Origin of the sequence: Thalassospira sp. ER-Se-21-Dark, assembly GCF_017922435.1 — a bacterium.
In the GTDB taxonomy this organism is placed as follows: domain Bacteria; phylum Pseudomonadota; class Alphaproteobacteria; order Rhodospirillales; family Thalassospiraceae; genus Thalassospira.
In genome coordinates, this window is record NZ_VDEZ01000003.1 from 161,189 (window position 1) to 185,880 (window position 24,692).

A 24,692-nucleotide genomic window follows, 5' to 3' on the forward strand; every position below is an offset into this window, starting at 1 on the left:
TCGACTCCGTGCTAACGGGGCCTTACGTCCCTGCAGGCTCGCCTTGGGCGAGAATATCAGCCACCCAGCCTCGCACACAGATTTTCCTCAATAATTTCAGCGTTCTCGTCCCCCCATTGACAAAGCGGGACCAGAGCATCTGCCAAACTGAAACCGAACGGGGAGAGCTCATAAAGAACGCGTGGCGGAATTTCTTGATAGTCGGTGCGCACGATGACGCCATCAACCTCAAGCTCCTTGAGGTGCTGGATCAACATTTTATCACTGACACCGCGAACACAACGCTTTAGCTCGCCGTAGCGCCTTGGCTCCTTCGCCAAAAAGAACAAAATCAATGGCTTCCACTTGCCTCCAATCATGCGAAGGGCGGCATCAAGACCACAAATGAACGGCTGCGTTGGTATTTCTGTATGATCTGACATGGTACTTACTAAAAGGTGCATACTTGTTAAAAAGTATGTTCATGCATATCGTTTTGGTCAACCTTAAATTTGGAGACCAGAAAGATGACCAAACTCAAAGGAAAGACAGTTCTGATTACTGGCGGCGCAAGCGGCATCGGCCTCGCATCGGCAAAGCGTTTCGTTGCCGAAGGTGCCGTTGTTTACATCTCGGGGCGCCGCAAGGACGTTATTGAGTCTGCTGTTAAAGAAATCGGCGGCTCTGTTCGCGGGCTTCAAGCTGACATTACCAACCCGGAAGATCTCGACCGCGTGTTTGAGACAATCCGGACAGAACGCCAAACGCTTGATGTCCTGTTTGCCAATGCCGGGGTTGGGGAGCTTGTCCATCTTGGCGAAATCACGTCGAAACATTTTGACTACACCTTTGATATCAACGTCAAAGGGACAGTCTTTACCGTGCAGAAGGCCCTGCCTTTGCTGAAACCGGGAAGCTCGATCATCTTGACGGGTTCGACCACGGGGGTAATGGGCACCCCCGCCATGAGCATCTACAGCGCGTCAAAGGCTGCTGTCCGCAATCTTGCACGCAGTTGGGCACAGGACCTTCGCGGCACTTCCATTCGCGTTAATGTGCTAAGCCCCGGACCGACCAAAACTGACAAAATCGCCGAACTCCTGAACCCGGAAATAATCGAGGGGCTGAGCAACGGAACCGCACTGGAACGCATGGGTGAGCCGACAGAAGTTGCCGCCGTCGCAGCATTCCTTGCATCTGATGACAGCAGCTTCATGACCGGCAGTGAGGTCTTCGTCGATGGCGGTTACGCCCAGATCTAACGCAAACCCAATGCAAAGGAGCGACCTCGCCGTCTGCGAAGTCGCCCCCTGCTATCTTTTCAGTGATCTTGTGACATGCAGCTTGGCAAGCGCATGCACAAGATACAGGTTTCTTAATCTTCCAGACCGGCAAGACTGCGTGCAAATGATTTTGCCTCAAACGGGCGCAGGTCTTCGGCCGTTTCGCCAACACCGATTGCATGGACAGGTTTGCCAAACTTCTCGGCCAGTGCCACCACAACACCACCCTTTGCCGTGCCATCAAGCTTGGTCACGATCAGGCCTGATACATTGGTCGCCTCGCCAAAGGTTTCGACCTGTGAGTGCGCGTTCTGGCCCGTGGTGGCATCAAGCACCAGAAGCGTGTCATGCGGCGCACTCTCGTCGCGTTTTTTGATAACGCGGACGATCTTTTTAAGTTCGTCCATCAGGTGTGCCTTGTTCTGCAGACGACCGGCCGTATCAATCAACAGAAGGTCATACCCTTCGCGCTGGGCCTGTTCGATCGCATCAAAGGCAAGGCCTGCAGCATCGGCACCCGTGTCACGGGCAATCACCGGACAGTCGGTGCGTTCGCCCCAGACTTTAAGCTGCTCGACCGCGGCTGCACGGAACGTGTCGCCCGCGGCCATCATGACCTTGAGGCCCTGGTCCTTGTATGTCTTGGCAAGCTTGCCGATGGTCGTGGTTTTGCCCGATCCGTTAACACCAACCACCAACACCACATGCGGTTTCTTGTTGGCATCAATCACCAGCGGCTGCGCGACCGGCTCAAGGATCTTGGCAACTTCTTCGGCGATGAATTCCTGAATTTCGGCGGAATCGACTTCTTTGTCAAACCGGGTCTTGGACAGTTCCGCGCTCAGTTTCGCGGCGGTCGTCACGCCAAGGTCGGATGTGATCAGAAGGTCTTCGAATTCTTCAAGCGCGTCATCATCAAGACGGCGCTTGGTGAAGATATCGGAAATGCCGGTGGTCAGTTTTGAGGAGGACCGTTTCAGCCCGTCTTTCAGGCGGCTAAACCAGCTTTTTTTCCCCTCTTCACTCATCCCGCAAGCTCCGCTATCAGTTTTCCATCTTCAAGGCCGGTGACTTTGGCCTTTGCTATCGTGCCCGCTTCTATCACGCGATCCAGCAGAACGGGAGCAAAATGCTCCGTATGGCCGGTATTTTCCTTTTCAACCAACACATTCTCGGTCATGCCGATGCGCGATTGCAGGAACTTGTTCAGCTGTACCTCGCCCGCTTCGCGAAGGGCACTTGCCCGTTCCTTGCGAAGATCCTTGGGCACTTGCGGCATCTTGGCCGCTGGTGTCCCAGGACGTGATGAATACGGGAAAACATGCAGGTAAATCAGACCGCATTCATCAACCAGACGCAGGGTGTTTTCCGCCATCTCATCGGTTTCGGTCGGGAAACCGGCAATGATATCGGCCCCGAACGTCACATCCGGGCGGAGTTCCCGGACCTTTTTACAGAAATCGACAACGTCCTGGCGCAGATGGCGGCGCTTCATGCGCTTAAGCACCATGTCGTCCCCCGCCTGCAAACTGATATGCATATGTGGCATCAGGCGTGGCTCGGTCTCGATCAGACGAAACAGGTCTTCGTCCACCTCGACCGGGTCAATCGATGAAATGCGCAGGCGCGGCAGTTCCGGCACCTGTGCCAGCAACCGGCGCGACATCTGCCCCAGTGTCGGCTTGCCCGGCAAATCGTGACCATAGGATGTGATATCGACCCCGGTCAGAACCACTTCGCCATAACCGTTGGCGACCAGTTCACGGACCTGGGTAACGATTTCCCCCATCGGCACACTGCGTGAATTGCCACGGCCATAAGGAATGATGCAGAACGTGCAGCGATGGTCACAGCCATTCTGGACCTGTACAAAGGCGCGCGCACGCCCCTCGAAACCTGAAACAAGGTGGCTTGCGGTTTCTTCGACCGACATGATGTCATTGACCACGACGCGTTCATGTTCGGGCATCATGAAGGTTTCGGCCTTCATCTTGGCGTCGTTGCCAAAGATGCGATCAATCTCACCCATATTGGCGAACTTGTCGGGATTGACCTGAACAGCACAGCCGGTAACGAAAATCTTGGCGTCCGGGTTTTCGCGGCGCAAACGGCGGATGCTTTGACGTGCCTGACGTTCCGCCTCGGTCGTGACGGCACAGGTATTGATGATGATGGCATCATCAAGTCCGGCATTTTTGGCATGGTCGCGCATCACCTCGGATTCATAGGTGTTAAGGCGACAACCAAATGTGACGACGCGCGGCTCTTTCATGCTCGGACTTCTGCGATCCAAAGTTCGGTTTTGGGAATTATTCCGCCAGCGCAATTCAAAAAGGATGCTGCAAGTGCGGAACGCCCGGCAAGGACACTGATCCTTGCCGGGCGCTGGTTACATACGCTTTTGAACGCTTCAATGCAAGTCCGCGGCCCTCATGGCACGCATGCATCGGGCGCGCAAATCATCGTCTGTCACTGATATCAAAGGTTGGAAAAGGCTGCTTACGCCGCGAAATTGCGGTTGCGGCCTTCTTTCTTGGCCCGGTAAAGCGCGCCGTCGGCACGGTCGATCAGTTTCGCGCCGCCTTCCTTGGCGACATATTCCGCAACACCAATCGATATGGTCATCTGACCAAACGAGACACCCGATTGCTTTGCCTTGATTTCACGTTCGGCAATGCGTTTGCTCATGTCATCTGCCAGTGACATGGCATCGACCAGCGGCGTCTGCGGCAGCAGAATGGCAAATTCGTCACCGCCATAGCGCGCGACAACATCGCGCCCCTTGATATTGGCCTTCAACATGGACGCAATCAGGACAAGGATTTCGTCGCCGATGCGGTGGCCAAACCGGTCATTGATCGCCTTGAACTGGTCAAGGTCGACAATCATCACACAGAATGGCTCGGGGTGTTTTGACGAGTCGTGCTCTGCAACAAGCAGGTTGAGCTGTTCTTCAAAATACATCCGGTTGGAAACACGCGTCAGGCCGTCAGTATAGGATCGTTCGCGGGTTTCTTCGAGTTCGCGTTGCAGCCGTTCGACCTTGCCGAGATACTGATCAAGGCGCTGATGCAGGCCTTCGACCGTGTGTTGCATCTCGTCGGTCTTTTCGATGATCTCGCTTAGAACCGGGCTGACATGCTGATGATTCTTGAGCGTCTCAAGAGATCGCGTCAGCAGCGCACCATAATCCTGAAACCCGCTTCGCGCGGTTGTCAGACATTCATCGCTGCTTTCAACAAGCTCGGAAAAGTCTTCCATCCCGCGCTGCAGGAAGTCTGCGGCCTGACGGTCAAATATATAGCGGTAATACAGCTGAAGAAGCGTATCCTCGGCCAAGGGTTCCCCGCTGGCCTGCACAGCATCGATGACGCGCAGGATTTCGGGGTTTTCCTCGGCAAAATAGACAAACCAAACATGATACAGTTCGGGTGTCGGGCGAAGGCCACGCTCGCGCAACGCCTTAAGGGTCGCATCCGCAAAGTCCCAATGACGGGAAATCTGTTTTTCCGCTGTGGTCACAACGGGTGCTCCGGGCTTGTTTTCATTCGCAAAGACAATGCGTTATGCGCTTGATGCATACCGATTTGCCTCAACATACTCCAAATTGCCCTTCGGAGCCAGATATAGGTCGAAATAAACTAACCTAAAGTGGTGGTTTAATATCGACCTTTAGTTACCTCTGATCATTGTGCCTGCACCGCGTTCGGTGAACAGCTCCAGCAGAACTGCATGTGGTGCGCGACCATCAACGATCACGGCGGCTTCGACCCCGTTTTCAACAGCATCCATGCAGGTTTCGGTTTTGGGAATCATTCCGCCCTGAATGGTGCCATCCGCAATCATTGCATTGATGTGGGCGGTGTCGGCGTCCCGTACAAGGTTCTTGTTCTGATCAAGGATACCTTTAACGTCGGTCAGCATGTAAAGACGGCTGGCACCAACGGCCTTTGCAATCGCACCGGCAGCCGTATCGGCGTTGATATTATAGGTCTGACCGTCTTCACCGACGCCAATCGGCGAGATCACTGGAATAATGTCGGTATCGATAAAGCAATCAAGAACGTGCGGATCAACCTTCACCGGTTCGCCGACGAAGCCAAGATCAAGAACCTTCTCGATATTGCTTTCCGGATCGCGTTTGGTCCGCGTCAGTTTACGCGCGGTAATCAGATTGGCATCCTTACCGCACAGACCAACACCAACGCCGCCTGCGGCATTGATGTTTGATACGATTTCCTTGTTGATCTTGCCGGCCAGAACCATTTCGACAACATCGATGGTCTGCTGATCGGTGACACGCAACCCGTCGACAAATTCCGACTGGATATTAAGCTGCTTGAGCATCTGACCGATCTGCGGACCGCCGCCATGCACAACAATCGGGTTCATGCCGACCTGTTTGAGCAGCACCATGTCCTGGGCAAACAAACGCGCCAGTTCAGGATCACCCATGGCATGACCGCCATATTTGACGACTATTTTCTGCCCGTTAAAGCGGCGCATAAAGGGAAGAGCCTCGGAAAGCACCTGGGCACGTGCCAGCATGCGATATGCGCTGGCTTCCGACTGGTCTTCTTCAGAACGGGTTTGGTCGTTCATGTCACTTCCCCATATTGTCGCTTTATGTGCCTGCCGGGATCAAAGCAGGGTGGATATTTCTGCCCGCAATTCGGCAAGGCCGGTATTTTTCTCGCTTGAAGTCGCAAAAATCTGCGGCAGGGCTGCCGGGTGTTTGATCAACCCGTCGACCACTTCCTTGATGCGTTTTTCAAGCTGTCCCTTTTTTAACTTGTCTGCCTTGGTCAGCACAACCTGATAAGGCACAGCAGCCTCATCAAGCAGCTTCATCATATCCAGATCAGCCTTCTTGAAGCCATGTCTGGAATCAATCAAAACAAACACACGGCGCAGCGTTACACGCCCGCGCAGATACTGTTTGATCAAAGCATGCCACGTATCAACGATATCCTTGGGTGCCTGGGCAAAGCCATAGCCTGGCAAATCCACGATATAGCACGCACCATCAAGATCGAAATAGTTCAACTGCTGGGTCCGGCCCGGCGTGTTTGACGTGCGCGCAATGTCCTTGCGACCGGTGATCGCGTTGATCAGGCTGGACTTGCCGACGTTTGAACGACCGGCAAAACAGATTTCTGTTTTGTCTTCCGGCGGCAGTTGTTCGAGCTGTGCGACGCCAAGAACGAAGTTAACCGGGCGGCTAAAAAGCTTCCGCCCGGCTTCGATCACTGAGTCTTCATGCGTCGGTATTGCAATTGCCGACGGCAGGTTTTCTTGTGTCATCGTCTTTCCTTCCCCGATCTGTCGGGGATTCTCCCCGAAGGGAAGGTCAACCCGTGAAGGGTAGATGGGGATTAAATCCCCATCTTGTACATGATGTAGCGCTGCTGTGCGATGGACAGCAGGTTGTTCCACGCCCAGTAAATCACCAGACCTGCCGGGAAGCTTGCCAGCATGAAGGTAAAGATGAACGGCAGGAACATCATGATCTTCGCCTGGGTCGGATCAGCCGGCGCCGGGTTCAGTTTCTGCTGCAGATACATGGTAACACCCATGATCAACGGCCAGACACCAATCATCAGCATCTGCGGCGGATCCCACGGGATCAAACCAAACAGGTTAAACAGCGAGGTCGGATCGGGTGCCGACAAATCCTGAATCCAGCCAAAGAACGGCGCATGGCGCATTTCGATGCTGACAAACAGAACCTTATACAGCGCAAAGAAGACCGGGATCTGCACAATGATCGGCAGACAGCCCGAAGCAGGGTTGATCTTCTCACGCTTGTAAAGCGCCATCATTTCCTGCTGCTGACGCTGGCGATCGTCCTTGAACTTCTCGCGCATCTCGGTGATTTGCGGCTGCAGCTTTTTCATCGCACTCATTGATTTGTACGACTTGTTGGCCAGCGGGAACATGATCGCCTTGATGATGACCGTGATGATCAGGATCGAGACGCCAAAGTTGCCAACCAGATGATAGAGATACTGCAGGAAAAGGAAGAACGGCTTGGTCAGGAAGTAGAACCAGCCAAAGTCAATCGCGAGATCGAAGTTGGTGATCCCGTAATCCTCGGCATAGGTATCAAGCAGGGTCACTTCCTTGGCACCGGCAAACAGGCGCGTCTCGGCAGCGCCTTCGCTACCGGCCGCAATCGTGCGCGGGGCACCAAGGTAATCGGTCTGATACTTGTCGGCGTTTTCCGCAACATGGTGGCTAAAGCGCGTGGTCATTTCCTCGTCCGAGGAAGGTGCCAGTGCTACCAGCCAATATTTGTCGGTAATGCCGAGCCAGCCGCCAGTGGTTTTCTGTTCGATTGCACCGTCATCCGCCAGATCGTCATAATCGATCTCGGTCAGCGTACCGTCGATCACACCAAGCGGACCTTCGTGCAGGATATAGAACCCGGCAGTCTGCGGCTTGTTCTTGCGCGAAATCAGGCCATAGGGATACAGAACGACATCGCCGCCGGTATTGTTGACCACCGACTGGTTGACGGTGAACAGATAGTTCTCGTCAATCGCGATTTCACGTTTGAAGGTCAGGCCTTCACCGTTGTCCCAGGTCAGGGTGACCGGGCTGTCCGGTGTCAGCAATTCTTTATCAGCGGTCCACTGGGTGTCGCTGCTTGGCAGCGCCATGCCGCTTTTCGCACCGACCCAGCCGAACTCTGCAAAATAGGCATCGTTGCTGCCGGTCGGGTTCAGAACGTGGATCAGCGGGCTGTCAGGTTCTTCGGTCTCGCGGTAATCCTGAAGCTGAATGTCATCGATCACACCACCGACAAGACGAATCGAACCTTCGACGCGCGGGGTATCAATCTTGATTCGTGGCGATTTGGCCAGCGCGTCTTCGCGCTTAACAGCCGGAACAGTGGGTTGACCACCCGGTACGGCCGGACCGGATACCTGCGGCGCGTTGGTTCCGTCCGCATTAAGCTGTTCGCGAACCTGCGCTTCACGAACCTGAGGACCAGGCTCGGGCGCAAAGAAGAATTGCCACCCGATAAGAATCACAACTGCTGATGCAATTGCTACCCACAGGTTACGTTGTTCGTTCATCGCCTCTTTCCGCTTTTTTCAGCCAGCAGGTGCCGACCGCATATTCTATTTACATGACGAAAGCGCCGGGGACCGGTTTTCACCATCCGACGACGCTTTGTTCTGTTCACAGCCACATCCGGGCACGGGATCATAACCATGACCACCCCATGGATGGCAACGCATTATCCGTTTAAATCCCATCCAGCCGCCTTTTAATGCACCATGACGGGCCAATGCTTCGAGCATAAAAGCCGAACAGGTCGGCTGATAACGGCACGACCACCCGATATATGGCGACAAAAACAGCTGATAGCCGCGAACTGCGACTTGAAGAAGACGGGCAAAAAAACCGGGAGCACGCATGAATGTCATTTTCCCGGGCCTCCTGCCTTCGTCGAACCGGCTGACTTGCTGTTGGCGCGCCCTTTTTTCGGACGACGCGCATCAGGCGCAGACGGCTTGGCATCAGGAACCCGACGCAGGGCAAAACGCATATCATCGATCAGCTTGTCAAACGGCCGATCAATGGTCTGCGCACGACCGATCACAACATAATCCCAACCGGGCAATGCGTGTTCGCTCATCAATTGCTCTGCCACAGCACGCAAACGCCGCCGAACGCGATTGCGGACGACGGCCTTTCCCACCTTTTTGGTGACGGTAAACCCGACTCGTACGAGTCGGTCTTCACCGGCGTATTCTGTGTCCGGTTTGATCCCCGGCCGCGGTGCGCCCTGCAGGATCAATCCCTGTGTAACCCATTTCCGGCGGGTGCCCGCAACACGGAGAAACTCCGCCCGCTTTTTAAGGCGTTCCACCGAAACGGTCACGACATTAGGCCGACAGACGCTTGCGGCCCTTGGCGCGGCGTGCGGTCAGCACACGGCGGCCACCGACGGTCGCGCTGCGGGAACGGAAGCCGTGGCGGCGTTTCCGTACGAGTTTGCTTGGCTGGTAGGTGCGCTTCACTGCACTTACTCCGTTCTAAATAAGGTAATCCGATAAAATTCGAGGTCCGCTGTATAGGGCTTCACACCAGAGCTGTCAACTCGTGACAGGGCATTTACCCCCAGAAAACCGGCAATGCCGCCGGGATTTCGTCCCGACGGCATCCGAAATGCGAATTCGTCACCACTCGATACGTTCGACATTGGAGAATGTCAACTCGGAACCGTCAGAAAACACGATTGTTCCCGACGAATCGGTGCTGAGTTCAAAGGAGTGTCCCTTGCTTTTGGTAATCTCACCCTCATCAAGGACAAGGGTCCAGTCGCTCGAGTCGATATTGCCACCACCGGCCCCGTGCAATTCAATGGTGTCGGTGGTCCATCCGTTGGCACCGCCATCCACATGATCATTGCCATCGCCCATGTTGAAGATGAACAGATCCGATCCACCCCCGCCATAAAGGCTGTCATCACCAATACCGCCGATAAGGGTGTCACCCCCCTCACCGCCCAGCAAGATGTCGTTGCCAGCCCCACCAAGCAGCATGTCATCGCCAGCACCACCCAGAAGGCGGTCATTGCCGTCACCACCATCAAGGCTGTCGTCATCACCACCGCCATCAAGATAGTCGTTACCCGCCCCGCCATAGAACGTATCTTCGCCCCAACCGGCGCTCAGCGTGTCGTCCCCGGCACCGCCGTCAAACACGTTGTCACCGCCATCCGCATTGAGGATATCGTTGCCATCGCCACCATAGAAGGTGTCATCCCCCCAGGCGCCGTGAATCGAGTCATCGCCACCACCGCCCCAGACGGTGTTGTGGCCGCTCCCGGCATCAATGCTGTCATTGCCATCCCCGGCCGAAATGGTGTCCTTGTCGCTGCCGGTGGTGATGCTGTCATCCCCACTGCCGGTGTCGATGGTATTGCGGCCTTCGCCGGCGGTAATGGTGTTATTGCCATCACCGGCATCAATCACATCGTCGCCCGATCCGGTCATGATGGTGTCATCACCGATCCCGGATGCGATGGTGTTTTTGCCTTCGCCGACATTTATATAGTTGTCGCCATCCCCGGCACTGATGGTGTCGTTGCCACTTCCGGCCAGAATGCTGTCATCCCCCGATCCGGTCGTGATGTCGTTCCGACCTTCGCCAGCACTGACATAGTTATCGCCATCACCGCCCAGAATGGTGTCATCACCACTTCCGGCATAGAGGCTGTCATTGCCGGCACCGGTTTCGATATAGTTTTGGCCTTCGCTGGCATAAACAATGTTGTCACCGGCACTGGACCTGATCGTGTCGCGGTCGCTGCCGCCCGTAATATAGTCATTGCCGGTGCCGCCATCGATCGTATTGCGACCTTCGCCGCCGTGCAGCGTATCGTTGCCACCACCGCCATAGATCGTGTCGTTACCACCATCCCCGGTAACACTGTCATCGCCATCCCCGGCATAGACCACGTCATCACCGTTGCCGGCCCAGATCGTATCGTTCCCGGCATTGGTGCTGATGGTGTCATCCCCGTCATTGCCGCCGACCGTATCATTCCCGGATCCGGTTTCAATCACGCCATCGTCGTTCGGATCCCAGATGACTTCATCGTCGTCCTGAACGGGATCAAAGGTCACTTCAAGAATGGCTGTGGTGGTTGCGGTATCCTCGCCATCGCGCGACTGGACCGAAACGGTCAGTTCAAACGTGCCGGCATAATCGCTGGCCGCCGAAATGGTCAGGCCCGACAGTTGTGCCGATGTCAGCGTCCAGGTGCCGTCGCCATTGTTGGTACCGGCCGACAGACTTGCGCCGTCTGGCACGCCACTGACGGTAACCGTCAAGGTCTCACTGGCATCCGTGACTGCCGCATCAATATCAAGCGCAACAGCGGTTCCCTCGTCGCCACTTGCGTCTTCGACTTCAAGGGTCGGGGTATCTGCCACGCCCGCGACATTCACCGTGATCGTATCACTGACACTGCTGGTATCGCTGCCATCGGTCGAGGTGACCGTGACCGCAAGGTCAAACGCGCCGGAATAATCATCTGGCGGCGTGATTGTCAGCCCCTCAAGGTCACCAGCACTCAGGGTCCAGGTGCCATCGCCATTGTTGGTACCGGCCGAAAGGCTCGCCCCGTCTGGCACGCCGGACACCGTAATCGTCATGGTTTCGGAGCTGTCACTCAGACCTGCATCGATGGCAAGCGCGATGTCCGTGTCTTCGTTGCCAGAGATATCGGACACATCAAGGCTCGGCGTATCCGCCACCCCGCCAACATCCACTGTAATGGTATCGCTAATCGTCGAGGTATCTGCGCCATCGGTCGAGGTCACAGTGACTTCCAGATCGAACGCGCCGGAATAATTCTCTGCCGGTGTCAATGTCAGCCCTGCAAGGTCTGCCGCTGCCAAACTCCAGGTCCCATCACCGTTATCGGTACCCGCAGACAGGCGCGCACCTTCAGGCATACCCGAAATTGTCACCGACAGCACTTCCGACGCATCGGAAAGCCCGGCCTCGATATCAAGCGCAATATCACTGTCTTCCGACCCCGACGCATCCGACACATCCAATATCGGCGCATCCGCAACCCCGGCCACATCCACCGTGATCGTGTCACTTACACTGGCAATATCCTCGCCGTCGGCAGAGGTCGCCGTAACACGCAAATCGAACGACCCGCTGAAATCCTCAGCCGGGGTCACCGTCAAACCGTCAAGTTGCTCTGGGTTCAACGTCCAGGAGCCATCACCGTTGTCCGTACCAGCCGACAACACAGCACCTTCCGGAACGCCAGAGATCGTAACCGTAAGCGTTTCAGAACTGTCCGCAAGACCCGCATCAAGATTAAGCGCGATCGCCGAATCTTCATTGCCTGCAGCATCGCTGACATCCAGCGTCGGCGCATCGGCAACGCCGCTCACATCCACCGTGATCGAACCGGTCGTGGTCGCAACGTCTTCGCCATCCGCAGAGGTCGCCGTCACGCCAAGGTCAAACGAACCACTAAAGTCCTCTGGGGGCGTAATGGTCAGACCTGAAAGCTGATCAGAGCTCAATGTCCAAGTACCGTCGCCATTATCGGTACCTGCCGACAAGGTTGCACCGCCCGGAACGCCGCTGATGGTCACGGTCAGGGTTTCAGAACTGTCCGAAAGACCTGCATCAAGATTGAGTGCGATCGCCGAATCTTCGTTGCCAGATGCATTGCTGACATCCAGCGTCGGCGCATCAGCAACGCCGCTCACATCAACGGTGATCGAGTCAGTCGTGGTCGCAACGTCCTCGCCATCCGAAGAAGTTGCCGCCACCCCAAGATCAAACGACCCACTGAAGTTCTCAGGCGGCGTGATCGTCAAACCATCAAGCTGCTCAGAACTTAGCGTCCACGTGCCGTCACCATTATCAGTGCCAGCCGACAAGGCAGCACCCTCCGGAACGCCAGAGATCGTTACCGTGAGCGTTTCTGAGCTATCGGCAAGCCCGGCATCAATGTCCAGTGCAATTGCATTGTCTTCGTTGCCTGTCGCATCAGAAGTATCCAGCGTCGGCGCATCGGCAACACCGGCCACATCCACCGTAATAGACCCGACCGTGGTCGCGACGTCTTCGCCATCCGCAGAGGTCGCCGTCACGCCGAGGTCGAAGGAGCCGCTGAAGTTCTCGGGCGGGGTAATCGTCAAACCTGCAAGCTGCTCAGAGCTCAACGACCAGGTGCCGTCGCCATTATCGGCACCAGTCGACAGTGTGGCGCCATCCGGAACGCCAGAGATGGTGACCGTCAGCGTTTCGGAACTGTCCGTAAGACCTGCATCAAGATTGAGTGCGATCGCCGAATCCTCGTTGCCAGCAGCATTGCTGACATCCAGCGTCGGTGCATCTGCAACGCCGGTCACATCAACAGTGATCGAACCGGTCGTGGTAGAAACGTCCTCGCCATCCGCAGAAGTTGCCGCCACCCCAAGATCAAACGACCCACTGAAGTTCTCAGGCGGCGTGATCGTCAAACCATCAAGCTGTTCAGAGTTCAGCGTCCAAGTGCCGTCACCATTATCCGTGCCAGCCGACAAGGCCGCACCGCCCGGAACGCCGCTGATGGTCACGGTCAGGGTTTCAGAACTGTCCGTAAGACCTGCATCAAGATTGAGTGCAATCGCAGAATCTTCGGTGCCCGCAGAATTGCTGACCTCCAACGTCGGCGCATCGCCAACGCCGCTCACATCCACCGTGATCGAACCAGTCGTGGTCGCGACGTCTTCGCCATCCGCAGAAGTTGCCGTCACGCCGAGGTCGAAGGAACCGCTGAAGTTCTCGGGCGGCGTGATCGTCAAACCATCAAGCTGCTCAGAGCTTAAGGTCCAGGTACCGTCGCCATTATCGGTCCCAGCCGACAAGGCGGAACCTTCCGGAACGCCGCTGATCGTCACGGTCAGAGATTCACTTGAATCCGTGAGGCCCGCATCGATATCGAGTGTGATCGCACTATCCTCAGAACCACTTGCATTAGCGACATCAAGTGTCGGCACATCTGCAACACCGGCAACATCAACCATGACGGTGTCGGTAACCGATGCGATATCAATTCCGTCCTGCGTGCTGGCGGTAATTTCAAGGTCGAAACTGCCACTGAAATCGGACGGTGGCGTAACGCTGAGACCTTCGAGTTGATCACCGCTCAGGGTCCAGGTGCCATCACCGTTGTCTGTTCCTGCCGACAGCGTCGCGCCTTCCGGCACGCCGCTAATCGTTATGGTCAGCGTTTCACTCGAATCCGCCAAACCAGCGTCAATGTTCAAGGCAATGGCGCTGTCTTCATTGCCGCTTGCGTCGGAAACATCCAACGTCGGATCATCTGCAACACCAGTGACATCAACCGTGATGCTGTCGGTGGTTGTCGCCACGTCCTCGCCATCTGCCGAAGTTGCCGTCACACCAAGGTCAAACGAACCGCTGAAGTCCTCAGGCGGCGTGATGGTCAGGCCTTCAAGCTGACCCGGCTCCAGCGACCATGTGCCATCGCCATTGTTCGTACCAGCTGACAGGGTTGCGCCGTCCGGAACGCCAGAGATTGTGACCGTCAGGGTCTCGTTGGCATCCGTCAGCCCGGCGTCGATGTTCAGCGCAATGGCACTGTCCTCAGCACCACTTGCATCGGAGAGATCGAGCGTCGGCGCGTCAGCGACCGCAGCGACATCAACTGTGATCGAACTTGTCGTCGTCGCGACATCTTCGCCGTCAGCCGAGGTTGCCGTTACGCCAAGGTCAAACGAACCGCTATAGTCCTCTGGCGGCGTGATGGTCAGATCTGCAAGCTGCTCAGAGCTCAGCGTCCAAGTGCCGTCACCGTTGTCGGTACCAGCCGACAAGGTCCCCCCATTCGGAACGCCACTGATTGTAACTGTGAGTGTCTCAGAGCTGTCAGTCAGGCCTGCATCAATATCAAGCGCGATGGCGCTGTCTTCATTCCCGCTTGCGCTTGAGACATCCAGAGCCGGTGCATCCGCAACACCAGCAACATCAACCGTGATCGAACCAGTCGTGGTCGCGACGTCTTTGCCATCCGCAGAAGTCGCCCTCACCCCAAGATCAAACGACCCACTAAAGTCCTCAGGCGGCGTGATCGTCAAACCATCAAGCTGCTCAGAGCTCAGCGTCCAAGTGCCATCACCGTTGTCGGTACCAGCCGACAAGGTCCCGCCGTTCGGAACGCCACTAATTGTAACTGTGAGTGTCTCGGAGCTGTCAGTCAGGCCCGCATCTATGCTGAGCGCAATCGCTCCATCTTCGTTGCCGGAAGCATCAGACAAACCCAGCGTCGGTGCATCTGCAACGCCGGCGACATCAACCGTGATGCTGCCAGTGGTCGTGGCTACATCGGAGCCATCAGCGGACGTCGCCGTCACACCCAGATCAAAAGATCCGCTGAAGTCTTCTGGCGGCGTGATGGTCAGACCTGCAAGCTGCTGAGAACTCAACGTCCAAGTCCCATCACCGTTGTCGGTACCAGCCGACAAGGTCCCGCCGTTCGGAACGCCACTAATTGTAACTGTGAGTGTCTCGGAGCTGTCAGTCAGGCCTGCATCAATATCAAGCGCGATGGCGCTGTCTTCATTCCCGCTTGCGTTTGAGACATCCAGAGCGGGTGCATCCGCAACACCGTCAACATCCACCGTAATAGAACCGGTCGTAGTTGCGATGTCTTCGCCATCCGCAGAGGTTGCCGTCACGCCAAGGTCAAACGATCCGCTGAAATCCTCAGGCGGAGTGATCGTCAGGCCTTCAAGTTGCTCGGAGCTCAGCGTCCACGTGCCGTCACCATTATCGTTGCCAGCAGACAGTGAAGCACCATCCGGAACGCCAGAGATCGTTACCGTGAGTGTTTCTGAGCTATCAGAAAGTCCGGCATCGATGCCTAGTGCAATGGCATTGTCTTCGTTGCCAGCAGCATTGCTGACGTCCAGTGTCGGCGCATCTGCAACACCCGCGACATCCACCGTGATCGAACCAGTCGTCGTCGCAACATCCGCCCCATCTGCCGAGGTCGCCGTTACGCCAAGGTCAAACGAACCACTGAAGTTCTCAGGCGGTGTGATCGTCAAACCTGCAAGCTGCTCGGAGCTCAGCGTCCAGCTGCCATCACCGTTATCCGTACCAGCCGACATGGCAGCGCCTTGCGGAACGCCACTGATTGTCACGGCCAGTGTTTCACTTGAATCCGTAAGGCCAGCATCAATATCGAGTGCGATCGCACTATCTTCAGAACCGCTTGCATTTGCGACATCAAGTGTCGGCGCATCTGCGACACCAGCAACATCAACCGTGATCGAACCGGTCGCTGTCGCAACATCGGAGCCATCAGCCGACGTCGCGGACACACCAAGATCGAATGATCCACTGAAGTCTTCTGGTGGCGTGATGGTCAAACCTGAAAGCTGATCAGAACTCAACGACCATGTGCCATCACCGTTGTCGGTACCTGCCGACAAGGTTGCACCGCCCGGAACGCCTGAGATCGTGACCGTGAGAGTTTCTGAGCTATCGGTAAGCCCAGCATCGATGTCCAGTGCAATTGAATTGTCTTCGTTGCCTGTAGCATCAGAGAGATCCAGCGTCGGCGCATCTGCAACGCCGGCGACATCAACGGTGATTGAGCTGGTCGTTGTCGCAACATCCGATCCATCTGCCGAAGTCGCCGTCACACCAAGATCGAACGAGCCGCTGAAATCATCGGGCGGTGTGATTGTGAGACCTGCCAGCTGATCCGAATTCAACGTCCAAGTCCCGTCACCGTTGTCGGCACCAGCCGACAAGGTCGCGCCGTCCGGAACTCCGGAGATGGTAACTGTCAGAGTCTCGTTGGCATCCGTCAGCCCGGCATTGATGTCCAGTGCAATTGCATTATCTTCGTTGCCGGAAGCATCAGACGAACCCAGCGTCGGTGCATCTGCAACGCCCGCAACATCAACGGAGATCGAACTTGTCGTCGTTGCGACATCTTCGCCATCAGTCGACGTTGCCGTCACGCCAAGGACAAACGAGCCGCTAAAGTCCTCAGGCGGTGTGATTGTGAGACCTGCCAGCTGAGCAGAATTCAACGACCAAGTGCCGTCACCATTATCAGTGCCGGCCGACAAGGCAGCACCTTCTGGAACACCCGAGATCGTAATTGTCAGGGTTTCACTGGAATCCGTAAGGCCAGCATCGATATCAAGCGCAATCGCAGAATCTTCGTTGCCAGCAGCATTGCTGACGTCCAGCGTTGGTGCATCCGCAACGCCCGCAACATCAACGGTGATTGCGCCGGTCTGTGTCGCAACGTCTTCGTCATCTGCCGAAGTTGCCGTCACACCAAGATCGAACGATCCGCTGAAGTCCTCAGGCGGCGTGATGGTCAGACCTGAAAGCTGATCAGAACTCAAAGTCCATGTGCCGTCGCCATTATCGGCACCTGCCGACAAGGTTGCACCATCCGGAACGCCCGAGATCGTGACCGTTAGAGTTTCTGAGCTATCAGTAAGCCCGGCATCGATATTAAGCGCAATCGCGCCATCTTCGTTGCCGGATGCATCGCTGATATCCAGCGTCGGTGTATCGGCGACGCCTTCGACGTCAACAGTGAGGTTTTGCATCACAACGGCGGTATCATCGCCATCGGTGGTCGACACCAGAACCGAAAGATCGATTTCGCCGCTGAAGTCTTCCGCAGGCGTGAGGGTCAGGCCTTCGAGTTGATCCGCACTCAGCGTCCAGGTGCCATCCCCATTATCCGTCCCGGCAGACAGCGTCGCACCATTCGGAACACCTTCAATGGTGATCGCGAGGTTTTCACTGCCATCCAGAAGTTCGGTATCGATATCAAGCGCGATCGCGCTGTCTTCAGCGCCACTGGCATCGGAAACATCAAGCGTTGCGCCGTCCGCGACACCGGTGACGTCGACGGTGAAGCTGGCATTTGTTGTCGCAACACTGCCATTGGCTTCGCGACTGGTTGCCGATATGTCGAGATCAATCGATCCGCTGAAATTGTCCGGCGGCGTCAGGGTCAAACCGCTCAGCTGTCCCGGCGTGAGGGTCCAGGTACCATCGCCATTGTCCGTACCAGCCGAAAGAACAGCCCCGTCGGGCAAACCGGAAATCGTGATGGTGAGCGTTTCACTGCCGCCATCAAGGTCATTAAGCGATGCTGACAGATCAAGGGCAATGGCACTGTCTTCGGCACCGGTGACATCATCCGCACTCAGAGACGGCGCATCCGCCACCTTGGGGTCTTCGACCTCGAGCTCGTCCTCGGTATCAAGTTCATCCTCAAGAAGAAGCTCGTCGTCTTCTTCAAGCTCGTCTTCGGCAACCACGGCTTCTGGCGCTGCTGCCTGTTCAACGGGGGGAATGAAATCGGGCCGAAGACCTTCGTCCGTACCCGGGCCAGGTTCTTCGCGCTCACCGCGCAGCGCATTGGTATCATTGGTCGCAAGCGGAATTTCCGGCAAATCAACCGTGCTCGGCTCCGATTGCAGGGACAGGTCATCGGCCCCGTCTGATCCAAGATTACTTTGGAATGTGTCAGCCCCGGTATCGAGGTTGTTTTCGATCTCGGCCGTTTCATTCAGGGAAATGGTCTGTTGTTCGGTGGCCTCTCTTGCCTGCGCACTTTCCTGGCGCTGGGCTGCGGCATTCTGGCGCTGGAACGCTTGCTGTTCTTCGCCTTGCGGATTTCGGATCTGGGTACCGTAATGAACCGATCCCAATTCCTGTTCCTGCGGACGCGCGGAACTGTCCTGGTCGTCGTGCAATTCGACCAGTTCGTCACTTTCGCCATCCTGACCAAGCGAACGCTCCAGATCCTCTGTCGAGGCCTGGTGGTCAAGATCACTCCGACCATCCTCAGATCGGGAATTTTCAGTATCGCGCGCGTCGTCCGCCATCTAACCCATTCTCCGTAAAGTGCAGGACGGGATAGCCCCAACCTATACTTCTATACATTAGTATAGAAACACTGGCACTAACCAGTGAAATGTACGGCCAGGCAGTAGAAATGAGGACCATTTCCAGCGGGACCAGATAATTGCTCAGCGTTCGCTAAACGCTTGATCAAGCGAGACATAGACCGGCTTCAACAGATATTGAAGAAGGGTACGCTCCCCGGTCTGGATGTCGGCCTGAACCGTCATACCGGGAATGATCTTCTGAGCTGAAGCACCTTCGCCGACTGCATCGGCTTCCAGCGCAACCTTGCCCTTATAATACGGACGTCCATCCTCATCAACAAAAGTAGAGGCCGAAATCGATACCAATTCACCGTTGATGCCGCCATAGCGGATGAAATCAAACGCACTGACCTTGACCGTCACTGGCTGGCCAAGGTGAACATGGCCGATATCCTCGGTCGAAATGCGGGTTTCGGCGATCAAAACATCATCAACCGGCACCAGCTCCATCACCACCTGTGCAGGCGCAATCACCCCGCCAATGGTGGTGAATTGCAGGCCTTTGATATAACCCCGCGTGGGCGCAATGATTTCAAGCCGGTCGACGCGATCGCGCAGTTTGCGCAGGGCTTCGCGGGCCTGAGCGATTTCGCCGCCCAGACGGCCAAGTTCGGTAATGGCCTCTTCGCGTTGCGTTTTTTCAAGCTCGTTCAGGCGCAAATTTGCCTCGGCGATGGTTTCGCGTGCCCGCGCCTTTTCGGCAATTACACCCGAAAGGTTGCCTTGGGCTTCGTTCAGTTCGCGCTGGATATTAAGAAACAGCACCTTGGAATTAAGCCCCTGCTCATAGAGCGACCGGCGCATGGTGACTTCCTGGCTCAGCAGATCAACCGATTTGCGAAGGGTTGCTTCCTGCTCGCTCAGTTGGGCCAGTTCGGCATTGCGTTCCTTGATCTGGACCTCAAGGATTTCGCTTTGGTTGGCATCAAGCTCGGTCTGGATGCGATAAATCTCATCCTGATTCTGCGCAAGTTCCGGATATTGCACCATCAGGGTGGTGAAATCCGGTTCGCGGCCCTCGGCCAGGGCGCGGTAGCGTTCGGCTTCAAGCTGCAAGTTGCCAAGCCGTGTTTCGGTCTGGGACAGTTCCGCCTGCGCCCCGTCGGCCTTGAGACGGATCAGAACCTGCCCTTGCTCCACAAGGTCACCGTCGCGGACCATAATCTGTTCAATGATGCCGCCTTCAAGATGCTGGATCTTGTTGACCGCACTTGTCGGCATGACCTGCCCGAATGTGATCGCAGTTTCCTTGATTTCGGTGGTCGCAGACCATGCGATCAAGGCAAGGAAGCCAACCGAAAGCATCACCATCGCAGAACGCACAAAGACGGAAATCCCGCCTTCTTCAAGCAGGACCGCATGCGACAAATACCGCGCCATGCGCCGGGATCGCCGGAACCGCTGGATCGCAGTATCCTGAACTGCTGCTTCACTCATAGGTAGCCTCCGTCTATCACTTGCTGCTTGATCCGTTCAGGCGGCCCGTCGCCGCGCAACTGGCCGCCTTCAAGCACAAGAATGCGGTCCGCCAAATCCAGATGACTTGGTCGATGGGTAATCAGGAAAATGGTCGAACCGCCACGCAAGCGATTGATCGTGCTTTGGAAGGCACGGTCGGCCCGCTGGTCGAGACCATTGGTGGGTTCATCAAACAAAATGATCGGCGCTTCGCGCACAAGCGCACGCGCCAGCGCAAGTCGTTGCAGGAAACTGGCCGAGAAGCGCGAAGAATGCTGATCACCAACCCGGGTCTTGAACCCGTTGGGAAGTGCTTCAACCTCATCAAGGATCCCTGCCGCCATACAGGCCATGCGCAGATCGTCATCGGTTGCGACCGGATTGGCCAAACGCAGGTTTTGTGCAATCGACCCCCGGAAAAACTCGATATCCTGCGGCACATAGGAGATGGCCTGACGCAGGGTTTGCGGGTCCATCTGACGGATATCCGCACCATCAATCAAAACAGCCCCCGCCTGCGGCTGATACATCCCGGCAATCAGCTTGATCAGCGATGATTTCCCCGCACCGTTCGCACCAACCACGGCGACCACTTGGCCCGGTTTGATATCGAAATTGACCCCGACCAATGCCGGATCGGAATCCGCACTGTAACGGAAACTGACCCGTGAAAATGTCACAGCACCGTCAAAGCGATGCTGCTCTACCGAACGTGGGACAAGATCCCCTTCGGGCGCAATGGTCATCAGGCGGTTGATCTGGCGCACACTGCCGCGCAACTGCGCCAGCCGCGGCATGCCGAGAAACGCCTGATTAATCGGACCAAGAACCCGCCAGGCCAGCATCATCGATGCCACCAGCGCACCGACGCTCATTTGGGCTTCCATCACCCGCTGTGCACCGAATGCCAGAACGAGCGCACCAGACGTAATCATCAGTACCTGGGCCAATGTATTGATGACGTTATTGACCATCGCCACCCGATAGCCGGAATAGGCCGTATCAGCAGAAATATCGCGAAAGCGTGCCAACCAGCGTTGCTCGGATGCGGTGTATTTCAGTGCCGACATCTTGCCGACGGTCTCGACCAGGAATTCCTGACGGTTGGCACCATGACGACCAAGTTCGGAAACACGGCGTGCGACAATCGGAAATGCAACGATGCCGATCAGCACGAAGACACCGATCAATGCAATCGGGATCAATGCAAGCCAGCCGCCAAGATAGAACATGACAATCAGGAACAGCGGAACAAACGGCATTTCCATGATCACCAGGGCCATCGGCCCGGTGAAAAATTCACGCACGCTTTCAAAGTCGCGAATACGCGAAATCTGAACCCCCACCGGCGCACGTTCGGTAAAGGCCGGCGGCAAGGACAACAGCCGTTCAAAAATGGCACCACTGACAAGCGTATCAAGGCGCGCACCGAAGTGGCTGACGATCTGACTGCGAAGTGTGCGCAAAACCCAGCTCAGGATCAGGACGATGCCAATCCCGATAGAAAACTGGATCAACATCGGGATCGACCGTGTGCCGATGACCCGGTCATAGATACCCATAACGAAAATCGGGGTTGCCAGCGCCAGGATGTTCAAAACAAACGTCATCGCCAGCAACTGATGAAGCAGCCCCGAAAACCGGTCGGCAATCCCCCCAAACCAGCCGCGCTTATCATCTTCCAGATAACGTTCACGACGATCCGCCGCCGAGAACTGATAAATCTTGCCCGGAAGGGCCGACAGCCTGATGACCATTTCCCGATCCGTGCCACCGTCAAAGACGCGCACACCATTTTCTTCGGGCCGAATCACGACAAGGGCCGTTCCCTCGTCCGGGACAAACAGGCACGGCATCAGGCGTTCGTCGATCAGGTCAAGCGTCGCGTCGATTTCGCGCGACTGATAGTTCAGATGCGCCATGACATTGCGGAAATCGGTCAGATCAAGCGCCTGATCCATATGTGGCAACGCCTCGGCGACCTGACGCGGCAAGCCGCGCCATCCCAAGGCCTGAAGAAGCGGCCAGACACATGCGTCGAAATCGGACAGCGCATCGGTGCTTTCCAGCCCCATCCGATAGTTCATCGCATAGTCCATGTTTTCGAGCTTTTTCATCATGCCTTCGCACCCGCTGCTGCCCGGGTGTCGGCATTTTTGGCGGGATCGGCCGTTTTATTCGTGCGGCGCAAAACAGGCACAAGATGCTTGTCGATCAGACGGTATTGCTTGTTGGCCATGGCAATCAGGGACGGGCGATGTGACACCATCACCAGCGTACAGTGCTTTTTAAGTTCCACCATCAGGCTGGTCATGATGTTGTCACCCGCCATATCAAGCGAACTGTTGGCTTCGTCAAACAGGACAATGCGCGGGTAATCAATCAGGGCACGCGCAACCGCGATGCGCTGTTTTACACCGCGCGGCAAGGTTTCGGACGCCTGACCACCAACTTCGGTGTCATAGCCTTCGGGCATGCGCATGACGATGTCATCAAGCCCAAGACGCCGCGAAATCTCGATCACGCGATCGACGCCGATTTCCTTGCGAAACCCGGTGATGTTTTCAAGGATCGTGCCTTTGAACATCACGCCATGCTGCGGCAAATAGGCGATTTGACGACGGGTGGATTCGGCGGTGTAATCGGCCGGATCCTTGCCATCCAAAAGCACTTCACCCCGATCCGGGCGCAACGCCCCCATCAGAAGCCATAAAAGTGTGGTTTTGCCTGTACCGTTGTCGCCGGTAATGGCGATGGAATCGCCCGGCTCCACGACCAGATCAAGGTTTTCGAAGATCTTTTTGCCATCCGCATGGGAAAACGCGACATTGCGCAACTCGATCTTGCCATCAAGCAGTGGCATTTCCGCGGCCCCAAGCTGGTCTTCTTCTTCGATTTCAAACAGCTCGTTGACGCGCTGACGCGCAACACGAATGTTCTGGAATTGCGTCCATAGGGTCATCGCACGCTGAAGCGGCTGGATCGAACGGCCCGACAACATCGTGCAGGCAGCAAGCCCACCGACGGTCAAAGTCCCGTTAATCACAAAAACACTACCGACAGAAGCCACCAGTACCATGGTCAGCATCGAAAAGGTCGCGCTGGCATTGACCGCTGTGTGGGCCGAGCGTGCGGCACGCAGATCATCACCCGAACATTGTGTCTGGAGCTGATCATGACGGCGGATCATCAGGTTTTCCATCGCCATCGATTTGATGGTGTGAATGCCCGTCAGGGTTTCGATGATGAAGTTATAGCGCCGTTCATCGGACTGGCTGCGATCATCAAGTGCGCCCCGCAACTGATGGCCCAGAAACATTGCTGTCAAAAAGAACGCCAAAAGAATGCCAAGCGGCACAAGCACCAATTGACCGCCAATCACGGCAATCAGGGCCAGGAACAAAACGATGAACGGCAGATCGACAACCGCACCAATTGCCTGCCCGGAATAGAAGTCGCGCAGCATATTCAGGCTGTTAAGGCGTTGCAGGTGAAGACCTGGTGCGGTTTTGCCATAGTCGGTCAAGCTTGCCGACAGCAAATGTCCGACCGCCTGCTGGGAACTGTAATGTTCAAACTTCGCCGCCGAGAGCGAGGAGATATAAGCCCGACCAAGACGCAGGATCGCCTCAAGCACAAGCGCCCCCAGCACCCCGAAAATCAAAAGGGTCAGTGTCGGGATGGAACTGTGTGGCAGGACCCGGTCATAGACCTGCAAAAGGGCAATCGGCAGGGCAAGCGTCAGCAGGTTGATCACCAATGCTGTGATCAACAGTGCGAAACGGCCGGTGCGCAAGTGCGACAATGTACCGATATTCAATCGAGACCGACGTCTCATCACGCAGGCGAGCTCCAGATTTCCACAAAACCTACCACCCCAAAGTATGGGACGTATACAATGAGATAGGATGCATACCGGATCACCCCATCCAAAGCAAGAAAATCGTGGAGAAAATACAACCTGATGTGATCTGTCTTACCCGAAACAGCCGGTCACGGATCAGCCACGGACTGAATATTAGCAATACCAAGACATATTATTCAATACTGCCGTCACCGCGCAAACGATCAAGTGCGCGACGTTCGGCCTTTGTCGGGCGCCCTGCCCCCGCTTCGCGTTCGGCCAAGGGGGCGGTACGGATATCCGACGCAACTTCCTTTTTGGGGGTTCGCGGCGGGGAATGATCAGCATAAAGCGCCTGGGCCTCGGGCGCTGGTCCACGTCGTTCACCAAGGGCGACAACCTCGACAACGCGCAGGTGCGGCCCCTGAAAGAATTGCAGGCGATCACCGGCAACCACCGTGACGCTGGCCTTGGAAACCGACTGACCATTCAGAACAATATGCCCTGCTTGGCATGCCTTGCTGGCAAGCGATCTGGTTTTGTAAAACCGCGCATGCCAAAGCCATTTATCAATACGAAGCTTCTCTGCCTGTTCCTTCACGGCCACCGATTTCCTGAAATCAACGGGATATT

16 protein-coding genes are annotated in these 24,692 nt (G+C 56.1%); 1 reads left to right on the plus strand and 15 read right to left on the minus strand.

Annotation, left to right across the window (positions count from 1 at the left end; translation table 11 throughout):
* Positions 1–56 precede the first annotated feature (56 nt).
* Positions 57–422, minus strand: coding sequence for a helix-turn-helix domain-containing protein (locus tag FHI25_RS13455; RefSeq protein WP_210518560.1), 366 nt, complete (start codon positions 420–422; stop codon positions 57–59).
* A gap of 84 nt (positions 423–506) precedes the next feature.
* On the opposite strand from FHI25_RS13455, the gene FHI25_RS13460 reads away from it, so the two are divergent.
* The gene (locus FHI25_RS13460) at positions 507–1,241 is read left to right on the plus strand and encodes an SDR family oxidoreductase (RefSeq protein WP_210518562.1); all 735 of its coding nucleotides are present in this window, start codon (positions 507–509) and stop codon (positions 1,239–1,241) included.
* 113 nt (positions 1,242–1,354) lie between these two features.
* Here the strand turns inward: FHI25_RS13460 and ftsY are convergent, their stop codons facing one another.
* From ftsY to FHI25_RS13530, 14 genes are all read right to left on the minus strand, one after another.
* A complete protein-coding gene (gene ftsY / locus FHI25_RS13465; RefSeq protein ID WP_210518564.1) occupies positions 1,355–2,290 on the minus strand; it encodes a signal recognition particle-docking protein FtsY in 936 nt (311 codons plus the stop codon).
* Positions 2,287–3,534: a tRNA (N(6)-L-threonylcarbamoyladenosine(37)-C(2))-methylthiotransferase MtaB gene (gene mtaB / locus FHI25_RS13470; protein ID WP_210518566.1), complete on the minus strand. Its 1,248-nt coding sequence runs from the start codon at positions 3,532–3,534 to the stop codon at positions 2,287–2,289. The genes ftsY and mtaB overlap by 4 nt, the downstream gene beginning before the upstream one ends.
* 227 nt (positions 3,535–3,761) lie before the next feature.
* Entirely contained in the window at positions 3,762–4,784 is a 1,023-nt protein-coding gene (locus FHI25_RS20805; protein ID WP_210518568.1) for a diguanylate cyclase, read from the minus strand.
* A gap of 150 nt (positions 4,785–4,934) precedes the next feature.
* Positions 4,935–5,864 carry an acetylglutamate kinase gene (gene argB, locus FHI25_RS13480; RefSeq protein ID WP_008891492.1) on the minus strand — a complete coding sequence of 310 codons (930 nt, stop codon included), beginning with the start codon at positions 5,862–5,864 and terminating at the stop codon, positions 4,935–4,937.
* A 39-nt stretch (positions 5,865–5,903) separates the two neighbouring features.
* On the minus strand, positions 5,904–6,566 hold the full coding sequence (yihA, locus tag FHI25_RS13485) for a ribosome biogenesis GTP-binding protein YihA/YsxC (protein ID WP_210518571.1): 663 nt from the start codon (positions 6,564–6,566) through the stop codon (positions 5,904–5,906).
* A 71-nt stretch (positions 6,567–6,637) separates the two neighbouring features.
* Positions 6,638–8,344, minus strand: a complete 1,707-nt coding sequence (yidC, locus tag FHI25_RS13490) for a membrane protein insertase YidC (protein WP_063087289.1) — start codon at positions 8,342–8,344, stop codon at positions 6,638–6,640.
* 45 nt (positions 8,345–8,389) lie between these two features.
* Positions 8,390–8,698, minus strand: a complete 309-nt coding sequence (gene yidD / locus FHI25_RS13495; protein ID WP_008891489.1) for a membrane protein insertion efficiency factor YidD — start codon at positions 8,696–8,698, stop codon at positions 8,390–8,392.
* The gene (gene rnpA, locus FHI25_RS13500) at positions 8,695–9,156 is read right to left on the minus strand and encodes a ribonuclease P protein component (RefSeq protein WP_063087288.1); all 462 of its coding nucleotides are present in this window, start codon (positions 9,154–9,156) and stop codon (positions 8,695–8,697) included. Before rnpA ends, yidD begins: the two co-directional genes overlap by 4 nt.
* Positions 9,157–9,160: 4 nt before the next feature.
* The gene (gene rpmH / locus FHI25_RS13505) at positions 9,161–9,295 is read right to left on the minus strand and encodes a 50S ribosomal protein L34 (RefSeq protein ID WP_007091264.1); all 135 of its coding nucleotides are present in this window, start codon (positions 9,293–9,295) and stop codon (positions 9,161–9,163) included.
* A 159-nt stretch (positions 9,296–9,454) separates the two neighbouring features.
* Positions 9,455–18,694: an Ig-like domain-containing protein gene (locus FHI25_RS13510; protein ID WP_210518573.1), complete on the minus strand. Its 9,240-nt coding sequence runs from the start codon at positions 18,692–18,694 to the stop codon at positions 9,455–9,457.
* 144 nt (positions 18,695–18,838) lie between these two features.
* The gene (locus tag FHI25_RS13515; protein ID WP_008890089.1) at positions 18,839–20,194 is read right to left on the minus strand and encodes an HlyD family type I secretion periplasmic adaptor subunit; all 1,356 of its coding nucleotides are present in this window, start codon (positions 20,192–20,194) and stop codon (positions 18,839–18,841) included.
* Positions 20,191–22,335 carry a peptidase domain-containing ABC transporter gene (locus tag FHI25_RS13520; RefSeq protein ID WP_210518575.1) on the minus strand — a complete coding sequence of 715 codons (2,145 nt, stop codon included), beginning with the start codon at positions 22,333–22,335 and terminating at the stop codon, positions 20,191–20,193. Before FHI25_RS13520 ends, FHI25_RS13515 begins: the two co-directional genes overlap by 4 nt.
* On the minus strand, positions 22,332–24,053 hold the full coding sequence (locus FHI25_RS13525; RefSeq protein WP_210518577.1) for an ABC transporter transmembrane domain-containing protein: 1,722 nt from the start codon (positions 24,051–24,053) through the stop codon (positions 22,332–22,334). Before FHI25_RS13525 ends, FHI25_RS13520 begins: the two co-directional genes overlap by 4 nt.
* A gap of 199 nt (positions 24,054–24,252) precedes the next feature.
* Positions 24,253–24,660, minus strand: coding sequence for an RNA-binding S4 domain-containing protein (locus FHI25_RS13530; protein ID WP_210518579.1), 408 nt, complete (start codon positions 24,658–24,660; stop codon positions 24,253–24,255).
* Positions 24,661–24,692 lie beyond the last annotated feature (32 nt).

Excerpts from the sequence above, each read along its gene's own strand:
- FHI25_RS13455 (WP_210518560.1), bottom strand. The coding sequence starts at position 422 with ATGTCAGATCATACAGAAATACCAACGCAGCCGTTCATTTGTGGTCTT.
- FHI25_RS13460 (WP_210518562.1), top strand. The coding sequence starts at position 507 with ATGACCAAACTCAAAGGAAAGACAGTTCTGATTACTGGCGGCGCAAGC.
- ftsY (WP_210518564.1), bottom strand. The coding sequence starts at position 2,290 with ATGAGTGAAGAGGGGAAAAAAAGCTGGTTTAGCCGCCTGAAAGACGGG.
- mtaB (WP_210518566.1), bottom strand. The coding sequence starts at position 3,534 with ATGAAAGAGCCGCGCGTCGTCACATTTGGTTGTCGCCTTAACACCTAT.
- argB (WP_008891492.1), bottom strand. The coding sequence starts at position 5,864 with ATGAACGACCAAACCCGTTCTGAAGAAGACCAGTCGGAAGCCAGCGCA.
- yihA (WP_210518571.1), bottom strand. The coding sequence starts at position 6,566 with ATGACACAAGAAAACCTGCCGTCGGCAATTGCAATACCGACGCATGAA.
- yidC (WP_063087289.1), bottom strand. The coding sequence starts at position 8,344 with ATGAACGAACAACGTAACCTGTGGGTAGCAATTGCATCAGCAGTTGTG.
- yidD (WP_008891489.1), bottom strand. The coding sequence starts at position 8,698 with ATGACATTCATGCGTGCTCCCGGTTTTTTTGCCCGTCTTCTTCAAGTC.
- FHI25_RS13510 (WP_210518573.1), bottom strand. The coding sequence starts at position 18,694 with ATGGCGGACGACGCGCGCGATACTGAAAATTCCCGATCTGAGGATGGT.
- FHI25_RS13515 (WP_008890089.1), bottom strand. The coding sequence starts at position 20,194 with ATGAGTGAAGCAGCAGTTCAGGATACTGCGATCCAGCGGTTCCGGCGA.
- FHI25_RS13520 (WP_210518575.1), bottom strand. The coding sequence starts at position 22,335 with ATGATGAAAAAGCTCGAAAACATGGACTATGCGATGAACTATCGGATG.
- FHI25_RS13525 (WP_210518577.1), bottom strand. The coding sequence starts at position 24,053 with ATGAGACGTCGGTCTCGATTGAATATCGGTACATTGTCGCACTTGCGC.